The organism is Afifella sp. YEN Y35 (assembly GCF_047553465.1).
In the GTDB taxonomy this organism is placed as follows: Bacteria; Pseudomonadota; Alphaproteobacteria; order Rhizobiales; family Afifellaceae; genus Afifella; species Afifella aestuarii.
This window is the reverse complement of record NZ_CP180203.1, coordinates 1,720,974-1,735,442: the sequence shown is the minus strand read 5'-3', so window position 1 is coordinate 1,735,442 and position 14,469 is coordinate 1,720,974. Positions and strand designations below refer to the sequence as shown.

At 62.4% G+C, this 14,469-nt stretch carries 10 protein-coding genes; 3 read left to right on the top strand and 7 right to left on the bottom strand.

Features of this window, described 5'->3' with window-relative positions:
• Positions 1-5: 5 nt before the first annotated feature.
• Positions 6-1,052, bottom strand: a complete 1,047-nt coding sequence (locus tag ACK8CP_RS08210; protein ID WP_414833936.1) for an ABC transporter substrate-binding protein — start codon at positions 1,050-1,052, stop codon at positions 6-8.
• Positions 1,053-1,369: 317 nt separating this feature from the next.
• Between ACK8CP_RS08210 and ACK8CP_RS08205 the strand changes: the two genes are divergently transcribed.
• On the top strand, positions 1,370-3,151 hold the full coding sequence (locus tag ACK8CP_RS08205; RefSeq protein WP_414833935.1) for a M10 family metallopeptidase C-terminal domain-containing protein: 1,782 nt from the start codon (positions 1,370-1,372) through the stop codon (positions 3,149-3,151).
• Between the two features lie 106 nt (positions 3,152-3,257).
• On the opposite strand, the gene ACK8CP_RS08200 is transcribed toward ACK8CP_RS08205, so the two are convergent.
• Positions 3,258-5,993 carry a calcium-binding protein gene (locus tag ACK8CP_RS08200; protein WP_414833934.1) on the bottom strand — a complete coding sequence of 912 codons (2,736 nt, stop codon included), beginning with the start codon at positions 5,991-5,993 and terminating at the stop codon, positions 3,258-3,260.
• Between the two features lie 473 nt (positions 5,994-6,466).
• The gene (locus ACK8CP_RS08195) at positions 6,467-9,256 is read right to left on the bottom strand and encodes a hypothetical protein (protein ID WP_414833933.1); all 2,790 of its coding nucleotides are present in this window, start codon (positions 9,254-9,256) and stop codon (positions 6,467-6,469) included.
• 527 nt (positions 9,257-9,783) lie between these two features.
• On the opposite strand from ACK8CP_RS08195, the gene ACK8CP_RS08190 reads away from it, so the two are divergent.
• Positions 9,784-10,017, top strand: coding sequence for a hypothetical protein (locus tag ACK8CP_RS08190; RefSeq protein WP_234627522.1), 234 nt, complete (start codon positions 9,784-9,786; stop codon positions 10,015-10,017).
• Positions 10,018-10,215: 198 nt separating this feature from the next.
• On the opposite strand, the gene ald is transcribed toward ACK8CP_RS08190, so the two are convergent.
• Positions 10,216-11,331, bottom strand: a complete 1,116-nt coding sequence (gene ald, locus ACK8CP_RS08185; protein WP_414833932.1) for an alanine dehydrogenase — start codon at positions 11,329-11,331, stop codon at positions 10,216-10,218.
• Between the two features lie 131 nt (positions 11,332-11,462).
• Here ald and ACK8CP_RS08180 point away from each other — a divergent pair, with 131 nt between their 5' ends.
• The gene (locus tag ACK8CP_RS08180) at positions 11,463-11,945 is read left to right on the top strand and encodes an Lrp/AsnC family transcriptional regulator (protein ID WP_128293591.1); all 483 of its coding nucleotides are present in this window, start codon (positions 11,463-11,465) and stop codon (positions 11,943-11,945) included.
• 32 nt (positions 11,946-11,977) lie between these two features.
• Here the strand turns inward: ACK8CP_RS08180 and pncA are convergent, their stop codons facing one another.
• From pncA to ACK8CP_RS08165, 3 genes are all read right to left on the bottom strand, one after another.
• Complete coding sequence (gene pncA / locus ACK8CP_RS08175) at positions 11,978-12,610, bottom strand: bifunctional nicotinamidase/pyrazinamidase (protein ID WP_414833931.1); 633 nt, start codon at positions 12,608-12,610, stop codon at positions 11,978-11,980.
• A gap of 123 nt (positions 12,611-12,733) precedes the next feature.
• Positions 12,734-13,579, bottom strand: coding sequence for a carbohydrate ABC transporter permease (locus ACK8CP_RS08170; RefSeq protein WP_092814194.1), 846 nt, complete (start codon positions 13,577-13,579; stop codon positions 12,734-12,736).
• The gene (locus ACK8CP_RS08165; protein WP_092814191.1) at positions 13,576-14,469 is read right to left on the bottom strand and encodes a carbohydrate ABC transporter permease; all 894 of its coding nucleotides are present in this window, start codon (positions 14,467-14,469) and stop codon (positions 13,576-13,578) included. Before ACK8CP_RS08165 ends, ACK8CP_RS08170 begins: the two co-directional genes overlap by 4 nt.

The window sequence follows — 14,469 nt, the reverse complement described above, 5'->3', positions numbered from 1 at the left end:
GACCGCTAATTCGTAGAGGCCCAGCGGCTCCAGCGCTCGGTCAACCGATCGATGTTGTCGAGCCAGAAGGTATCCGAGATCTTGAGCGCATTCTTCATGTTCTCGTCCGCGGTCGGCAGCTCCTTGAGGCGCTCCGGCGCGATCATGCCGCTCGCATCGGGATTGGTGACGCCGTATGCGATCTTCATCGGCAGCTTGGCCTGATTTTCCGCCTCTCCGACGAAGTCGAGATATTTGTAGGCGGCGTCGAGGTTCTTGGAGCCGGCGAGGATGACCCAGGAATCGAGCGTATAGAGGCTCTCGTTCCAGACGATGCCGAAATTGCGCCCGTCCGCCTTGTTGGCGGCGTCGACGCGGCCGTTGTAGATCGAGGTGAGGGCGACTTCGCCGGAGGCGAGAAGCTGCGGCGGCTGCGCACCCGCCTCCCAGAAGACGAGATCCGATTTGATCGTGTCGAGCTTCTTGAAGGCGCGCTCCACGCCCTCGTCGGTAGCAAGCACGTCATAGACTTCCGCAGGCGGCACGCCGTCCGCCATCAGCGCGATTTCGAGATTGGTCTTCGGCCCGTTGCGCAGCGCGCGCTTGCCGGGATATTTGTCGAGATCGAAGAAATCTTCCCACCCCGTCGGCGCCTCGGAGATCTCGTCCTTGTCGTAGCCGAGGACGAAATTGTAGACGATCGCGCCGACGCCGCAGGGGCTGACGGCGGCCTCGATATAGCGGTCCTTGCCGCCGATCTTGTCCCAGTCGAGCTCTTCGAAGAGGCCTTCGTCGCAGCCGAGCTGCAGCTCTTCCGATTCCACCTGCACCACGTCCCAGGTGGCGTTGCCGCCCTCTACCTGCGCGCGGAGCACGCCGATGCCGCCATCCCAGCTCTCTTCCACGAGATCGATGCCGGTCTGCTCTTCGAATGGCGTGAAATACACTTCGCGCTGCGCGTCCTGATAGGCGCCGCCCCATGAGGTGACGGTGACCTGCTCCGCGGCCGCCATGCTGGTGCCGGCCATAAAGACGACGCTCAAAGCCGCGATGACTTTGCTTCTGGACCTCATATTCCCCTCCTGTGCCTTGTCCTGGCTCAAAGCGTTTACCGCTTCGTAGCAATGGTTGCCGAGGCGAAGGCCCTTTCGCAATGGTCTTGAAGTCGTAGAACGGCAAGTTCTTCTAATTTCTTTGAATTGCAATGCGTTGCAGGCCTCTGAGACGCCAAGGCAGGCAGTCGGTGGGGGGCTTGCGCAACCGTGATGCACTCGCGTGCCGTGCGGCCTTTGCTTCGCACTTTATCGTTGTTTGAATTCAAATTTTCCATTCCAGCTCCGCTCAAGCCCCGGTCGGTAGTCACGCCCCCGCAAATGGCGAGGGAGCCGCGATGTTCTTTTCAAGCGACGAGATGGGTTTCGCCGCGACGGCAGAAACGGCAGGCAACGGGACGGGCGGAGGCGTCGCATCAGCGACCAGCACTGCCACCATTATCGACCAGCTCCAGACCTCCTGGACGCACGAAGCCTCGCCGAGCCCGATCTCCTGGCTGGGCGACACCATCACCTACACCATCCTCTCTTCGGCATCCGGGGGCCGCGAGGCCGAAGGCTTCCAGCCTCTCTCCGCCTACAAGGCGGCAATGGCCGACCAGGCCTTTGCGCTCTGGGACGATGTCATCGCCCCCGATATCGTGCGCACCGCGTCGGGGGGCGGCATCTCGATCGGCGAGAGTTCGACCACCGCGGGCAACGGCACCTACACGTCCTACAGCTTTCGCTACGACGGCCTCGGCTCCGGCCACGATTCCTTTATCAGCGCCGATGTCTGGCTGAACAGCTATTGGGGCAGCCTCAACGACGACAGCGACATCACCTACGGCAAATACGGCTTCCTCACCTATCTCCACGAGATCGGCCATTCGCTGGGGTTGAGCCATCCCGGAACCTATGATGCCGCTCGTGGAGCAGTCACCTATGCCGGTGCCGCCGAATTCGCCGAAGACACGCGCCGCTTCACCATCATGTCCTATTTCGACGCCGATGAGGACGGCAGCGGCACCAACCATGTCGGCGCCGACGGGCTCCTGCATTACGCCCAGACGCCGATGCTCTATGACATCCTCGCCATCCAGGACCTCTACGGCGCCGATTATTCGACGCGCGTCGGCGATACGACCTATGGTTTCGGCGCGTCGGGCCTTGGCACCTATGATAGCGTCTTCGACTTCACCCTCAATCCCGAGCCGATCGTGACGATCTGGGATGGTGGCGGCATCGATACGTTGAATGTCTCGGGTTTTGCCGACAACACCGTCATCGATCTGCGCGAAGGCGCCTGGTCGTCGATCGGTGGCATGAGCAACAATCTTGCCGTCGCCTACGGCGCGGAAATCGAGAATGCCGCCGGCGGGGCCGGAAACGAGGTGATCAACGGCAACGATCTCGACAACACGCTCTTCGGGGGCGGGGGATCGGATCTTCTCTCCGGCTTTGCCGGTGATGATCTGATCTTCGGCGGTCGCGGCGCCGGCAATGACACGCTTTATGGCGGCGACGGCGACGACAGGCTGTTCTCCGGTGATGGTGACGACCGGGTCGACGGAGGCGCCGGCAACGATTTCATCGGCTCCGGCATCGGCAGCGACATTGTCAACGGCAATGCCGGCAACGACACGATTTTTGGCGGCGCCGTGCCGGGCAGTGACCGCATCGACGGCGGCGATGGCGACGACGTGATCTGGGGCGGGGGCGGCAACGACAGCCTCTATGGCCAGACCGGCAATGACGAGATCGGCGCCGGCGGCGGCAATGATATCATTGACGGCGGCGCGGGCGACGACACGCTTTTCGGCGGGGCGGGCAACGACACCGTGACGACCGGCGCCGGGCGCGACCTCGTCTATGGCTCGGGCGGTGACGACGTCTTCATCTTCGGCGCCGATGGCGACCGCGATGTCTATGCCGCTGTCTCCGGTAACGGCCACGATGTCATCGATGGGTTTGAGGTCGGTACCGATGTCCTCGACGTGTCTGCTTATGCCGGGGGTTTCGCCGAGCTCACTTTCGCCGATACGGCGGCGGGGCTCGTGATCACGCTTGCGCCCGATGCGAGCCTGACGCTCGAGGATGTGACGCGCGACATGCTGAGCGAGGAGAATTTCGTCTTCTGATCGCCAGCGAAAATAGCAGGCGCCGACGCAAAAGGCCGGCCGCTTTGGAGCGACCGGCCGGGGGATTGGGGCGGCGCGCGGCCGCCCCCAACGATCTTAAAAAGCCTCAGAAGAGGAAGTCGGAGGCATCGAGCTCGGAGGCTCCGACGCCGTTGAGCGTCAGGATATTGCCGCCGCCGAGATCGATCGTGGCATTGCCGTCGGCATCCTCGCCGATCGTCAGCTCGGCAAACGAGGTGAAGCCGTTCGCCGTAACGTCGAGATGGTCGGTGCCGTTCTCGAAGCCGAAGACCACATCGTTGCCGTTGTCGGCCACGGAGGCATAGATGTCCGCCGCACCGTCATTGTCACCGAAATAGATCTGGTCGTTGCCGCTGCCGCCATAGATCGTGTCGGCGTCGTTGCCGCCATAGAGCATGTCGTCGCCGGCGCCTCCATAGAGGAGGTCGTTGCCGTCGCCGCCGCCGACCGTATCGTTGCCGGAGCCGCCACCGACCGTGTCGTTGCCCGAGCCGCCGGTCGCGATATCGTCGCCGTCGCCCGCAAAGCCCTGATCGTTACCGTCGCCGGCGTAGAAGGCGTCATTTGCATCGGTGCCGAGGCCGGGCCTGCCACCGAAGAGGACGTCGTCGCCGCTTCCGCCGACGATCGTGTCGTTGCCCTCGCCGCCGCCGAGGAAATCGTCGCCGTCGCCGCCGTCGATATTGTCGTTGCCGCTGCCGCCATAGGCCTGATCGTTGCCGGCCCCGCCGGTGACGACGTCGTCACCGGCGCCGCCGAAGACCATATCGTCGCCGTCGCCGCCATCGACCGTGTCGTTGCCTTCACCGGAGAACAGCGTGTCGTTGCCGCCACCGCCTTCGATCTCGTCGTTTCCGCCGCCGCCGGACATGGTGTCGGCGCCGTCGGTGCCCGTGAGCGTGTCGTCTTCCTCGCCGCCCGTGGTGCCGCCGCCGGTGTCGTCGCCATCTCCGCCGCCGCCAGTGCCACCCCCGGTCGTCGGCACAGTCATCGTGACATCATCGACTTTGATTCCGCCGTCGACAGAAATATCGGTGAACCAGAGATAGCGATTGCCGCCGACCTCAGTGTCGATCGAGTCCGCCGTTGAGCTGCGAACTTCGGAGAAGACGAAATCGCCGGCTTCATCGTAGACGTTCATCGCGACTTCGAGGTTGCCGGCCTCGTTCTCGTAGAAGTTCCAGTCGAACGTGTACCAGCCCTCTGTGCCGATCGCGGCGTGGTTTTGCAGCTCAAGGTTGTCTTTCGGTTTGAAGCTCGAGTTGTTGTCCGCGCCGACGAGTAGCGTACCTGTGTCCTCATCCTTTGTGACGTGGAAGATGAAATCGCGCTGGTGGGCACCGTCCTGACCGTTGGCCGCGACCGACACGTCAAACCCGTTGCCTGTGCCCCAATCTGGGTCGAGGTAGATCTTGGCGGAGACCGTGTAGCCGTCTCCGAAGTCGCTGCTGTAACCGCCGAGTCTGGTGAAGGCGGTGGAACCATCCGCCGCCTCGGCGAAGAGCCCATAGGAATCGCCGTCGCTGTAAGCAACAGAAATAACCCCTGTAGAGGTGTCGCCGTTCACAAGAAACGAATCCGTTGCCTTGCTGTCTTGAAAGTCTTCCTGGAAGATAACTTTGCTGTTGGCATAGTTAGGGCTATTGGCGTCTAGCTCATAAATGATCTTGTCATTGCCGAACTGGATGCCTTCAATGCCCGTCAGCGTGTCGGCCCCGTCGTTGCCGTCACCATCGTTTGTATCGGTGACCGTGTAGCTGCCGTTTTTGTTTTGCGTGATCGTGTAATCGTCGCGGTCCCCGCTGAAGAGGGCCACGTCGTCGCCTGAACCGCCTACGAGTTTGTCGTCGCCCGCACCGCCGGAGAGTGTGTCGGAAAGGTCAGATCCTGTCAGTTTGTTGGCCTCATCGCCGGCCTCCCAGTAGACCGTTGCTCCGTCGCCGCTGATCGCAGAAATATTTTGGATCTCGCCGTTGCCGACGATTTGGACGGCCGATTCCGACACGCCGGTGAAGGTGTTGCCGTCACCGAAAGTCACCTTGCTCGTGTCGTTGTCGAGGTAACCGACGGCGACGCCGAGGCTGAACCCCTCGAAGCTATTTCCGGTAATCGTGGCTTCAGAGCCGTCGCCGAAATAGGTTGTGACAAGAATGGCTGCCGATCCGGATTGGTCGGTCGAGGCCACCCCGGTGATCTTCGTGAAACTGTTATCCGTGATCGAGGCGTTCGCGCCGCTTTCCACTTCGACGCCGTAGTCGAGACCGTCGACGTCACCCTTGCCGGTATAGGTATTGCCTTCAAAGCTGCCGGTCGCCTCTTCGCCGTAATAAGCGCCGATGCGGCCGATATTGGTGAAGGTGGAATCGCTGACATCGAGGACGGCATCCGCACCACGCGCCGCAACGGCGGTGCCGAGGTAAGTCGAATAGTGGATGTCCTCGAAGGCACTGTCGGTGACGTCGAGATCGCCGTGCGTGCGGATCGCCTCGTAGACCTGGTGTCCTTCGCCATAGACGGTGACGTCGCTGATATCGACCGCGGCACCCTCTTTGACGAGGATCATCGCCCGAGCGTCGCCGCTTGATCCCGTATTCGCCGTGGGCACGATCACTGTCTTGCCGACACCCGCCCCCGTGATGGTGATGTCGACGTCGATTGTGAGCTGGCCGTTCGCGTTACCGCTGTCCTCGGTCGACACCGTGCCTTCGCTGAGCTCGATGCGATAGCCGTCGCTGCACTCATTCACCGCCGCTTCGAGGCTGGTGTAGGTCTCACCGACGACCTGATTGTTGTCGTCGTAGACCGTGATGGTCGCTGCCATTTTGGTAATCCCCCATACTCAACGCCCCAGGAATTCGCCCGACCGCGCGTCAGGAAAATCCCTAACGAAGGGTTAATGGTAAGCATGGGGTTTGAATTAATGGCAATGAGAGTTTGAGCCGCAAAGTTAACGAAAGCAGTGGGGTGGCCGCGATGCTCTGGAGTGAGTCCGCAGAAACCCGCGATTGTTGCGGTGCGAGAGCGCGGAAAGAAAAATCCTCTTGCGACGTTCTGCTGCAGGGTAACGCGGTGTTCTTCGTTAACAAAAATGTGCCGGATGGAGGTGGGGCCGGACGAGGAAGCCTGCATCCTGGTGAGGGGTCGAAAGATGTGTCGCCCCGCTGCCTGGCCGCGACTTGAAAAGCCAAGAGGAAAGCCGGTCCATCCTGCCCTGACCCGAAAAGGCCGGCCGCTTCGGGCGACCGGCCGGGGGATTGGGGCGGCGCGCGGCCGCCCCGGCGTTGTCGCAAATCCTCAGAAGAGGAAGTCGGAGGCGTCGAGCTCGGAGGCTGCGACGCCGTTGAGCGTCAGGATATTGCCGCCGCCGAGATCGATCGTGGCATTGCCGTCGGCATCCTCGCCGATCGTCAGCTCGGCAAACGAGGTGAAGCCGTTCGCCGTGACGTCGAGATGGTCGGTGCCGTTCTCGAAGCCGAAGACCACATCGTTGCCGTTGTCGGCGACGGAGGCATAGATGTCCGCCGCACCGTCATTGTCGCCGAAATAGATCTGGTCGTTGCCGCTGCCGCCATAGATCGTGTCGGCGTCGTTGCCGCCATAGAGAACGTCGTCGCCGGCGCCCCCATAGAGGAGGTCTTTGCCGTCGCCGCCGCCGACCGTGTCGTTGCCGGAACCGCCGCCGACCGTGTCATCGCCCGAGCCGCCGGTCGCAAGGTCATCGCCGTCGCCGGCATAGCCCTGATCGTTACCGTCGCCGGCATAGAACGTGTCGTCGGCATTTTCTCCGAGGCCAGGCCTGCCGCCGAAGAGGACGTCGTTGCCAGTTCCACCGATGATCGTGTCATTGCCTTCACCACCGCCGAGGAAATCATCGCCGTCGCCGCCGTCGATATTGTCGTTGCCGCTGCCGCCATAGGCCTGATCGTTGCCGGCCCCGCCGGTGACGACGTCGTCGCCCGCGCCGCCGAAGACCATATCGTCGCCGTCGCCGCCATCGACTGTGTCGTTGCCTTCACCAGCGAACAGCGTGTCGTTGCCGCCGCCGCCCTTGATGTCGTCATTGCCGCCGCCGCCCGACATGGTGTCGGCGCCATCGGTGCCCGTGAGCGTGTCGTCTTCCTCGCCGCCCGTGCTGCCGCCGCCGGTGTCGCCATCATCGCCACCGCCGCTACCGCCGCCGGAATCCGGCACCGTGAGCGTCACGTCATCGACCTTCAGGCCGCCGTCGACCGAGATATCGGTGAACCAGAGATAGCGATTGCCGCCGACCTCAGTGTCGATTGAATCCGCTGTTGAGCTGCGAACTTCGGAGAAGACGAAATCGCCGGCTTCATCGTAGACGTTCATCGCGACTTCGAGGTTGCCGTCCTCGTTCTCGTAGAAGTTCCAGTCGAACGTATACCAGCCCGACGTGCCGATTGTGGCGTGGTTTTGCAGTTCCAGGTTCTCATCCTGGCCAAAGCGCGCATTGTTGTTCGCGCCAACGAGAAGCGCGCCCGTGCTCGTGTCCTGCGTGACGTGGAAGACGAAATCGCGCTGGTGCGCGCCGTCCTGCCCGTTGGCCGCGACCGAGACTTCGAACCCGTCGCCGGCCTCCCAGGTCGTGTCGAGGTAGATCTTGCTCGAGACCGTGTAGCCGTCGCCGAAGTCGCTGCTGTAGCCCCCGAGCTTGGTGTAGGCGGAGGAACCGTCCGATGCCTCTTGGAAGACGCCATATGTGTCGCGTCCGTCGTAAGCCACGGAAATAACGCCGTTAGACGTGTCTCCGTTCACAAGGAACGTGTCGGTCGCCTTGCTGTCTTGGAAGTCTTCTTTGAAGAGGGCCTTGCTGTGCGCATAATCCGGGCTGTTGGCATCGAGCTCGTAAGTGATCGTGTCGCTGCCGAACCGAAGTCCTTCGACCCCCGTCAGCGTGTCGGTCCCATCGTTGCCATCGGCGTCATTTGTGTCGGTGACCGTGTAGCTGCCGTTCTTGTTCTGGGTGATCGTATAATCGTCGCGGTTTCCGCCGAAGAGGGCCACGTCGTCGCCAGAGCCGCCGAGGAGTTTGTCATCGCCTCCGCCTCCGATGAGCGTATCGTCACCGCCGAGGCCGTTCAGCGTGTCGTCACCGCCATAATCCGTGTAGGTGGGCGCGTCTTCGTCCGGCGCATTGAGCACATCGTCACCCGTCGTGCCGGTCAGTGAATCGTTTGATTCCGTACCCCGCACCAGGGCGTCGAACGCATCTGAGTTCTGGTTGTTGATCGTAACGCCCGAGAGATCGAGGCCGATGTCATCGGGGCCTTTCGTATAATCGCCGGTGCCGCCCGAGCCCGCGTCACCCATCGGATCGACGAACAGCAATTCTCCCCAGTTGGAGGAGCCATTGAGCGTGACGTCCGACATGGAGAGGCCGGACACGTCATTGTAGCCCTGGATCATGATTTGGGATTTCTCGAACGCGCCCGTCACGCTGACATTGTCGAGGGTGACGTGGCCGATCGGAGAGGAGACGTCATGATTGCCGCTGTCGTCGAAGCCGGCGATCTGCAGGGCGTTTCGGCCTCCCGTGGTGGCCCCATCGGTTGCGCTGATGTCGACATCTGTGAGGTTCGCGTCGCCCGTGAACTCGAACAGAACGATATCGCCGTGCCCGCCGTTGGTCGTTCCATTGTCGGAGAAGTTCGAACCTGAGATTTCGACGTTCAGGTTCTCGCCCCCGCCGTTGACCAAAATCCCCTGTGCCTTGAAGCCGGAAATGTCGACGTTGCTGATCTGAAGATCGAGATCGCTGTCGCCATCTAGGTCGTCCTTAAAGAGGATGCCGCGAGCCGCAGTCCCCTGACCTTCGATCTTGAACCCGTCAATCGCGACCGTCTGGGACACGTCGTCCGCGATTGTAATCACATTTCCGGATTGTGCTGTAAGTATTGTTGGTCCGTCACCTGCGGATTCTAGTGTAATATCCTTATCGATGTTGAGGTTAACATCATAAGTCCCGCTATGTACGGTGATCGTGTCGCCGCTAGCGGCGCTATTTATTGCGGCTTGAATGCTCTCGTAGCCGTGGTCGCCGATAAAGACCGTGTAGTCGTCAGCCATCTTCGTAATCCCCCATACTCAACGCTCTGGGGATTCGCCTGACCGGCGTCAGGAAAATCCCTAACGAAGGATTAATGGTAAGCATAAGAGTTCAATTAAGAGCAATGCCAATTTGCGGCGAAAAAAGCGATGCACGCGGAGGTCGTTGCGGCCCGGGTGGTGAGGACCTTGCGGAACCGCAAAAGCGGTTCGGCGAGCGCGACCCGATTTTTTTTTTGCCTTCGACGACGGGTTGCAGGAGAGCGTCGTGAGACGGGTTTTGAGCCGAGGCTGCTCCGACCGGCGTGCTCGATGTCCCGTCGAGGACCGTCATTCCTGTCTGTGGTCGACCCTTCGAGGGGGAGAGGGAAGGCCGCCCCTGGCGATTTTTCCCGCCACCGCTTTCTCGCCATTGTCGCCTGGATATTCGGCGTCCGCGGCCTCGCACTAACCTGCTTTAGTGCCGTCCCGGGGACGATCGCGGAATTCTTCGCCGTCTGCCGGGGCTGTCGGGGCCGCCTGCAGGAATATGAAAAGGTTCAGGAAAGATGCTGGATGACGCCTACAATCCGGCCCGAAGCGCCGTGTTCGAGGAAATCCGCCGGGTGGTCGCCGAAGCGATCGAGAGCGGCATTTGCGTCGATACCGGTAGTCAGGCCGAACGGATCGACCGCATCTGGCCGCACAGCGGCTTGAGCGCCGATGATATCGCCAGTGCACTTTCGGAAGCTGCGGTGAGCGCGCGCATCGCCGTCAAAATGAGCCGGCCGCGTCCGCATTGATCGCCATACGGATCGAAAGATCGATCCCGAACGGAGGATTGTTTCCCAAAAGGCTGGCCGAAGCCGGTCGCCGCGCCTGAAAACGGCGACCAGACAAAAAAGGGCGCGAGAAGGCTCTCGCGCCCGATCTAAAGGTTTTTCGCCGAGAGGTTTTAAGAACGCGGGAAGCCACCCAAAACCGGCTGGCGGCGGAGAGCCTCAGGCATTCAGAGCTTCAACCGCATCCACGAACGGCTTGCCGAGTGCTTCCGCAACGGCCCGATTGGTGACCTTGCCGTGGTGCACGTTGAGGCCGGCGAGAAGGTGCGGATCGGCGGTCAATGCCGCAAGGCCGCGGTCGGCAAGCGCCAGGCCGAAGGGCAGGGTGGCGTTGTTCAAGGCATTGGTCGAGGTGATCGGAACGGCGCCCGGCATGTTGGCGACGCAGTAATGCACGATCCCTTCCACCTCGAAGGTCGGCTCCGCATGGGTGGTGGCGTGCGAGGTCTCGAAACAGCCGCCCTGGTCGATGGCGACGTCGACGAGCACCGCTCCCTTCTTCATGCCCGACAGCATCTCGCGTGTGACGAGTTTCGGCGTCGTCGCGCCCGGAATGAGGACGGCACCGATGACGAGATCGGCTGCGAAAACGGCCTCTTCGACGGCCGTCGGTGTGGAGAAGGCGGTCTTCACCCGCCCCTCGAACAGGTCGTCAAGCTCGCGCAGCCGCGGAATGGAGCGGTCGAGAATGGTGACGTCGGCCCCGAGGCCGAGTGCCATCTTCGCGGCCTGCTTGCCGACGACGCCACCGCCGATGATCGCGACCCGCCCGGATGCGACGCCCGCGACGCCGCCGAGAAGCACGCCGCGCCCGCCGCAGGCTTTCTCGAGCGCGCGAGCGCCGGCCTGGACGGAGAGGCGGCCGGCGACTTCCGACATCGGCGCAAGCAGCGGCAACCCGCCATGGGCGTCGGTCACCGTCTCGTAGGCGACGCCGGTGACGCCGGAGGCGATGAGCCCTTCGGTCTGCTTCGGATCCGGAGCAAGGTGCAGGTAGGTGTAGAGGATCTGACCTTCCTTGAGCTGCGCCCACTCGCTGGGCTGTGGCTCCTTCACCTTCACGATCATCTCGGCTGCTGAGAAAACCTCTTCGGCCGTTGCTGCAATCGACGCTCCGACCGCCGCATAATCTTCATCGGATGCATCGATGCCGGCGCCGGCGCCGCTTTCGATCATCACCTGATGGCCATGCGCCACGTATTCGCGCGCCGCCGCCGGTGTCAGGCCGACGCGATATTCGTGGTTCTTGATTTCCTTGGGACATCCAACACGCATTGTTCTCTCCTCTTGGTGGGAAGGAAAAGAAAGCGCAGCAGATGCGCAATGTCTTTGCAGAAAGGGGCAGGCCATCCACCCACGACGCAAATATCTTGCAGACGAGGCTCAATCCGCGCAATCATCCACACATGTACGAGGTTGATCATTTTGATCTTGCCATCATGCGGGCGCTGGAGCGAGAGGGGCGGCTCTCCAACACGGCGCTGGCGGAGCGCGTCGGGCTGTCGCCCTCCGCATGCTCGCGGCGCCTCGATCGTCTGGAGAAAGAGGGCGCCATCAGGGGCTACCATGCCCGCCTGTCGCACCGCCATCTCGGGCGGCCCGTGACGGTTCTCGTCAACATCGCGCTTTCCGGCCAGAGCGAACGGCATCTGTCGGAGTTCGAAGCAGCGGCGCGGCGCTGCCCGAACGTGCTGTTCTGTTTTCTGATGTCGGGGGAGTACGATTATCTTCTGCGTGTCGCGGCGCGCGATCTCCAGGATTTCGAGCGCCTTCACAAGACGGTGCTGTCGGCCTTCCCGCATGTCGCGCGGCTGAACTCGTCCTTCGCGTTGCGGGAGGTGGTCGACCGGCCGGTGCGTTTCTCCGATTTCCTGGACGGCGACGACTGAACGGCGACAACAGGCCTGCCGCCGCGTTGGGGCTAGATTGCCTCCGAGGTGACGAAGCTCACACCGGCCGCCGCCATTTCGGCGCGCGCCTTGTCCAGTGAACCATCGAGATCGATCGCCCGGCACGCATCTTCCACGAGCACGGCCGTAAAGCCCTCCCGGCGGGCATCGAGCGCCGACCAGGCGACGCAGAAATCGGTGGCGAGACCTGTGAGAAACAGACGGGCGAAGCCGCGCTCGCGCAGATAGCCCGCAAGGCCGGTCTCCGTCGTCCTGTCGTTCTCGTAGAAGGCGGAATAGGAATCGATGCCGGGGCGAAAGCCTTTGCGCAGGATGAGCTCGGCCGGCACCGTATCGAGCTTGGGGTGGAACGCCGCGCCGGCGCTTCCTTGTACGCAATGCTCAGGCCACAGAACCTGTTCGCCATATTCGGCAGCAAAAGTCTGGAACGGGTCGCGGCCGGGATGCGCGCTGGCAAAAGACTGGTGCCCCGTCGGATGCCAGTCCTGGGTCAGCACCACATGCTGAAAACGCGGCATCAGCGCGTTGATGACCGGCACGACCGCGTCGCCGTTGGGTACGGCAAGTGCGCCCCCCGGGCAGAAATCGTTCTGGACGTCGATGACGAGGAGCAGGTCCTGTGCCCCGATGCTGAAATCGCCCATGTTGCTGTCTCCGTTCCTGCCTTCACTGTGGCGCGCCGCCGGGCGAACGCAAGGCCTGAGTGTCAGGCGCGTGGGAGAGACGGGGGACGCAAAGGAGAAATGCGTCCCCTGAAGTTCGTCGCCTCAGCCCTTCACGCCGCCCTGTGCCAGGCCGGAGACGAGCGCGCGCTGCAGGAGAATGCCGATGATGAGCGGCGGCAGCGCCGTCAGAATGCCGGCGGTTGCGAGCAGGCCGTAATCGGAGACGCGGCCGCTGGCGAGATTGGCGATCGCCACGGTGAGCGTCTGGCTGCGGTCGTCGTTTGTCAGGATGAAGGCGTAGAAGAATTCGTCCCAGACGAGGAGGATGGAGAAGAGCACGACGGTCGCGAGCGCCGGCTTTGCCATCGGCAGCGTGACGCTGCGCAGGACTGTCAGCATGCTGGCCCCGTCGACGAAGGCGGCTTCTTCGATCTCATGCGAGATGTTGTCGAAATTGCTCTTCAGAAGCCAGGTGGTGAAGGGCAGGACGATGGAACAATCGACCAGCATCAGCCCGGTCTTGGTGTTCAAGAGGCCGAGCCCGTTCAAAAAGGCGAAGAGCGGAACGATGAGGGCGACCGGCGGCAGCATGTAGGTCGCGACGACGACATAGAGAAGGTTGCTCTGCCCGCCCTTGGAGCGGGAGAAGGACCAGGCCGCAGGGACCGCCGCGCAAAGCGCGATCGCTGTCGCGCCGAAGGCGACGAGGGCCGTATTGCGCATGGCGTAGAGGAACATCTCGCCGCGGCTGTTGGGCTCGAGCGTCGTGAGCTTGGCGTAATTGTCGAAATTCAGCTTCTCGGGAATCCACTCGAAGGGGAGGGTCGTCAGATGCGTCGTCGTGCTGACGCTGACGAGGAGCAGCCAGAGGATCGGCGCCAGGATGATGACGGCGACGAGGATCGCCAGAGCGTGCAGGACGACGCGGAGGGCAAGAGGTTGTTTCATTGTGCCCCCTGGCGGCGCAGGAGCGCCACGTAGACGTTGATGAGGATGAGGCTGACGAGCACGATCAACAGGCCTTGCGAGGCGCCGGATCCGGCCCGGAAATTCGAGAAGGCTTCCTGGTAGACCTGAATGCTCATGGTCTTGGTGCTGTTGGCGGGGCCACCCCGCGTCATCACCCAGACGATATCGAAGACCTTGACGCCCTCGATGGTTCGAAGGACGGCCGCGACCATCAACGGTCCGACGATCGCTGGCATGGTGACGGTCTTGAAGCGCGACCATGGCGAGGCGCCATCGATATGCGCGGCTTCCAGCTGTTCGCGCGGTACGCCTTGCAGGGCGGCGAGCGTGATCATCGCCACGAGCGGCACCGTCTTCCAGATGTCGGCGACGGCGATCGCGTAGATCGCGGTCGCGGGCGAGCCGAGCCAGCTCTGATAGGAATCGAGGAGGCCGATCTGCGTCAGAACCGCGTTGAGACCGCCGAAATCGGGATTGTAGATCAGCCGCCACGACATGGCGTTCACCACTGTCGGCAGCGCCCAGGGGAGGATCAGGAGCGCGCGAAAGAAGCGCCTGCCGTAAAGCGGCTGATCAAGCAGCAAAGCCACCAAGACGCCGAGAACGAGTTCCAGCGAAACGGTGAGGGCGACGAAGAAGATTGTCGTCGCAAGCGCGCCGCGAACCTGCGGCGAGCGGAAGGCACGGATGTAATTGTCGAGGCCGACCCAGTCGCCTGTGTACTGGGTCAGCTGTGCCGAGGTGAAACTCATCCATATCGTGTCGAGGAACGGCCATCCGACGATGATCAGAACACCGACCGCGAGAGGCGCGATCATGAGCCAGGCAGTCAGACGCTGCCTGGAATGATACGATAGGGATGAGCGCAT

Bases quoted from the DNA above. Each gene is read 5' to 3' on its own strand.
- ACK8CP_RS08210 (WP_414833936.1), bottom strand. From the start codon at position 1,052: ATGAGGTCCAGAAGCAAAGTCATCGCGGCTTTGAGCGTCGTCTTTATG.
- ACK8CP_RS08205 (WP_414833935.1), top strand. From the start codon at position 1,370: ATGTTCTTTTCAAGCGACGAGATGGGTTTCGCCGCGACGGCAGAAACG.
- ACK8CP_RS08200 (WP_414833934.1), bottom strand. From the start codon at position 5,993: ATGGCAGCGACCATCACGGTCTACGACGACAACAATCAGGTCGTCGGT.
- ACK8CP_RS08195 (WP_414833933.1), bottom strand. From the start codon at position 9,256: ATGGCTGACGACTACACGGTCTTTATCGGCGACCACGGCTACGAGAGC.
- ACK8CP_RS08190 (WP_234627522.1), top strand. From the start codon at position 9,784: ATGCTGGATGACGCCTACAATCCGGCCCGAAGCGCCGTGTTCGAGGAA.
- ald (WP_414833932.1), bottom strand. From the start codon at position 11,331: ATGCGTGTTGGATGTCCCAAGGAAATCAAGAACCACGAATATCGCGTC.
- ACK8CP_RS08180 (WP_128293591.1), top strand. From the start codon at position 11,463: ATGTACGAGGTTGATCATTTTGATCTTGCCATCATGCGGGCGCTGGAG.
- pncA (WP_414833931.1), bottom strand. From the start codon at position 12,610: ATGGGCGATTTCAGCATCGGGGCACAGGACCTGCTCCTCGTCATCGAC.
- ACK8CP_RS08170 (WP_092814194.1), bottom strand. From the start codon at position 13,579: ATGAAACAACCTCTTGCCCTCCGCGTCGTCCTGCACGCTCTGGCGATC.
- ACK8CP_RS08165 (WP_092814191.1), bottom strand. From the start codon at position 14,469: ATGCGCTCATCCCTATCGTATCATTCCAGGCAGCGTCTGACTGCCTGG.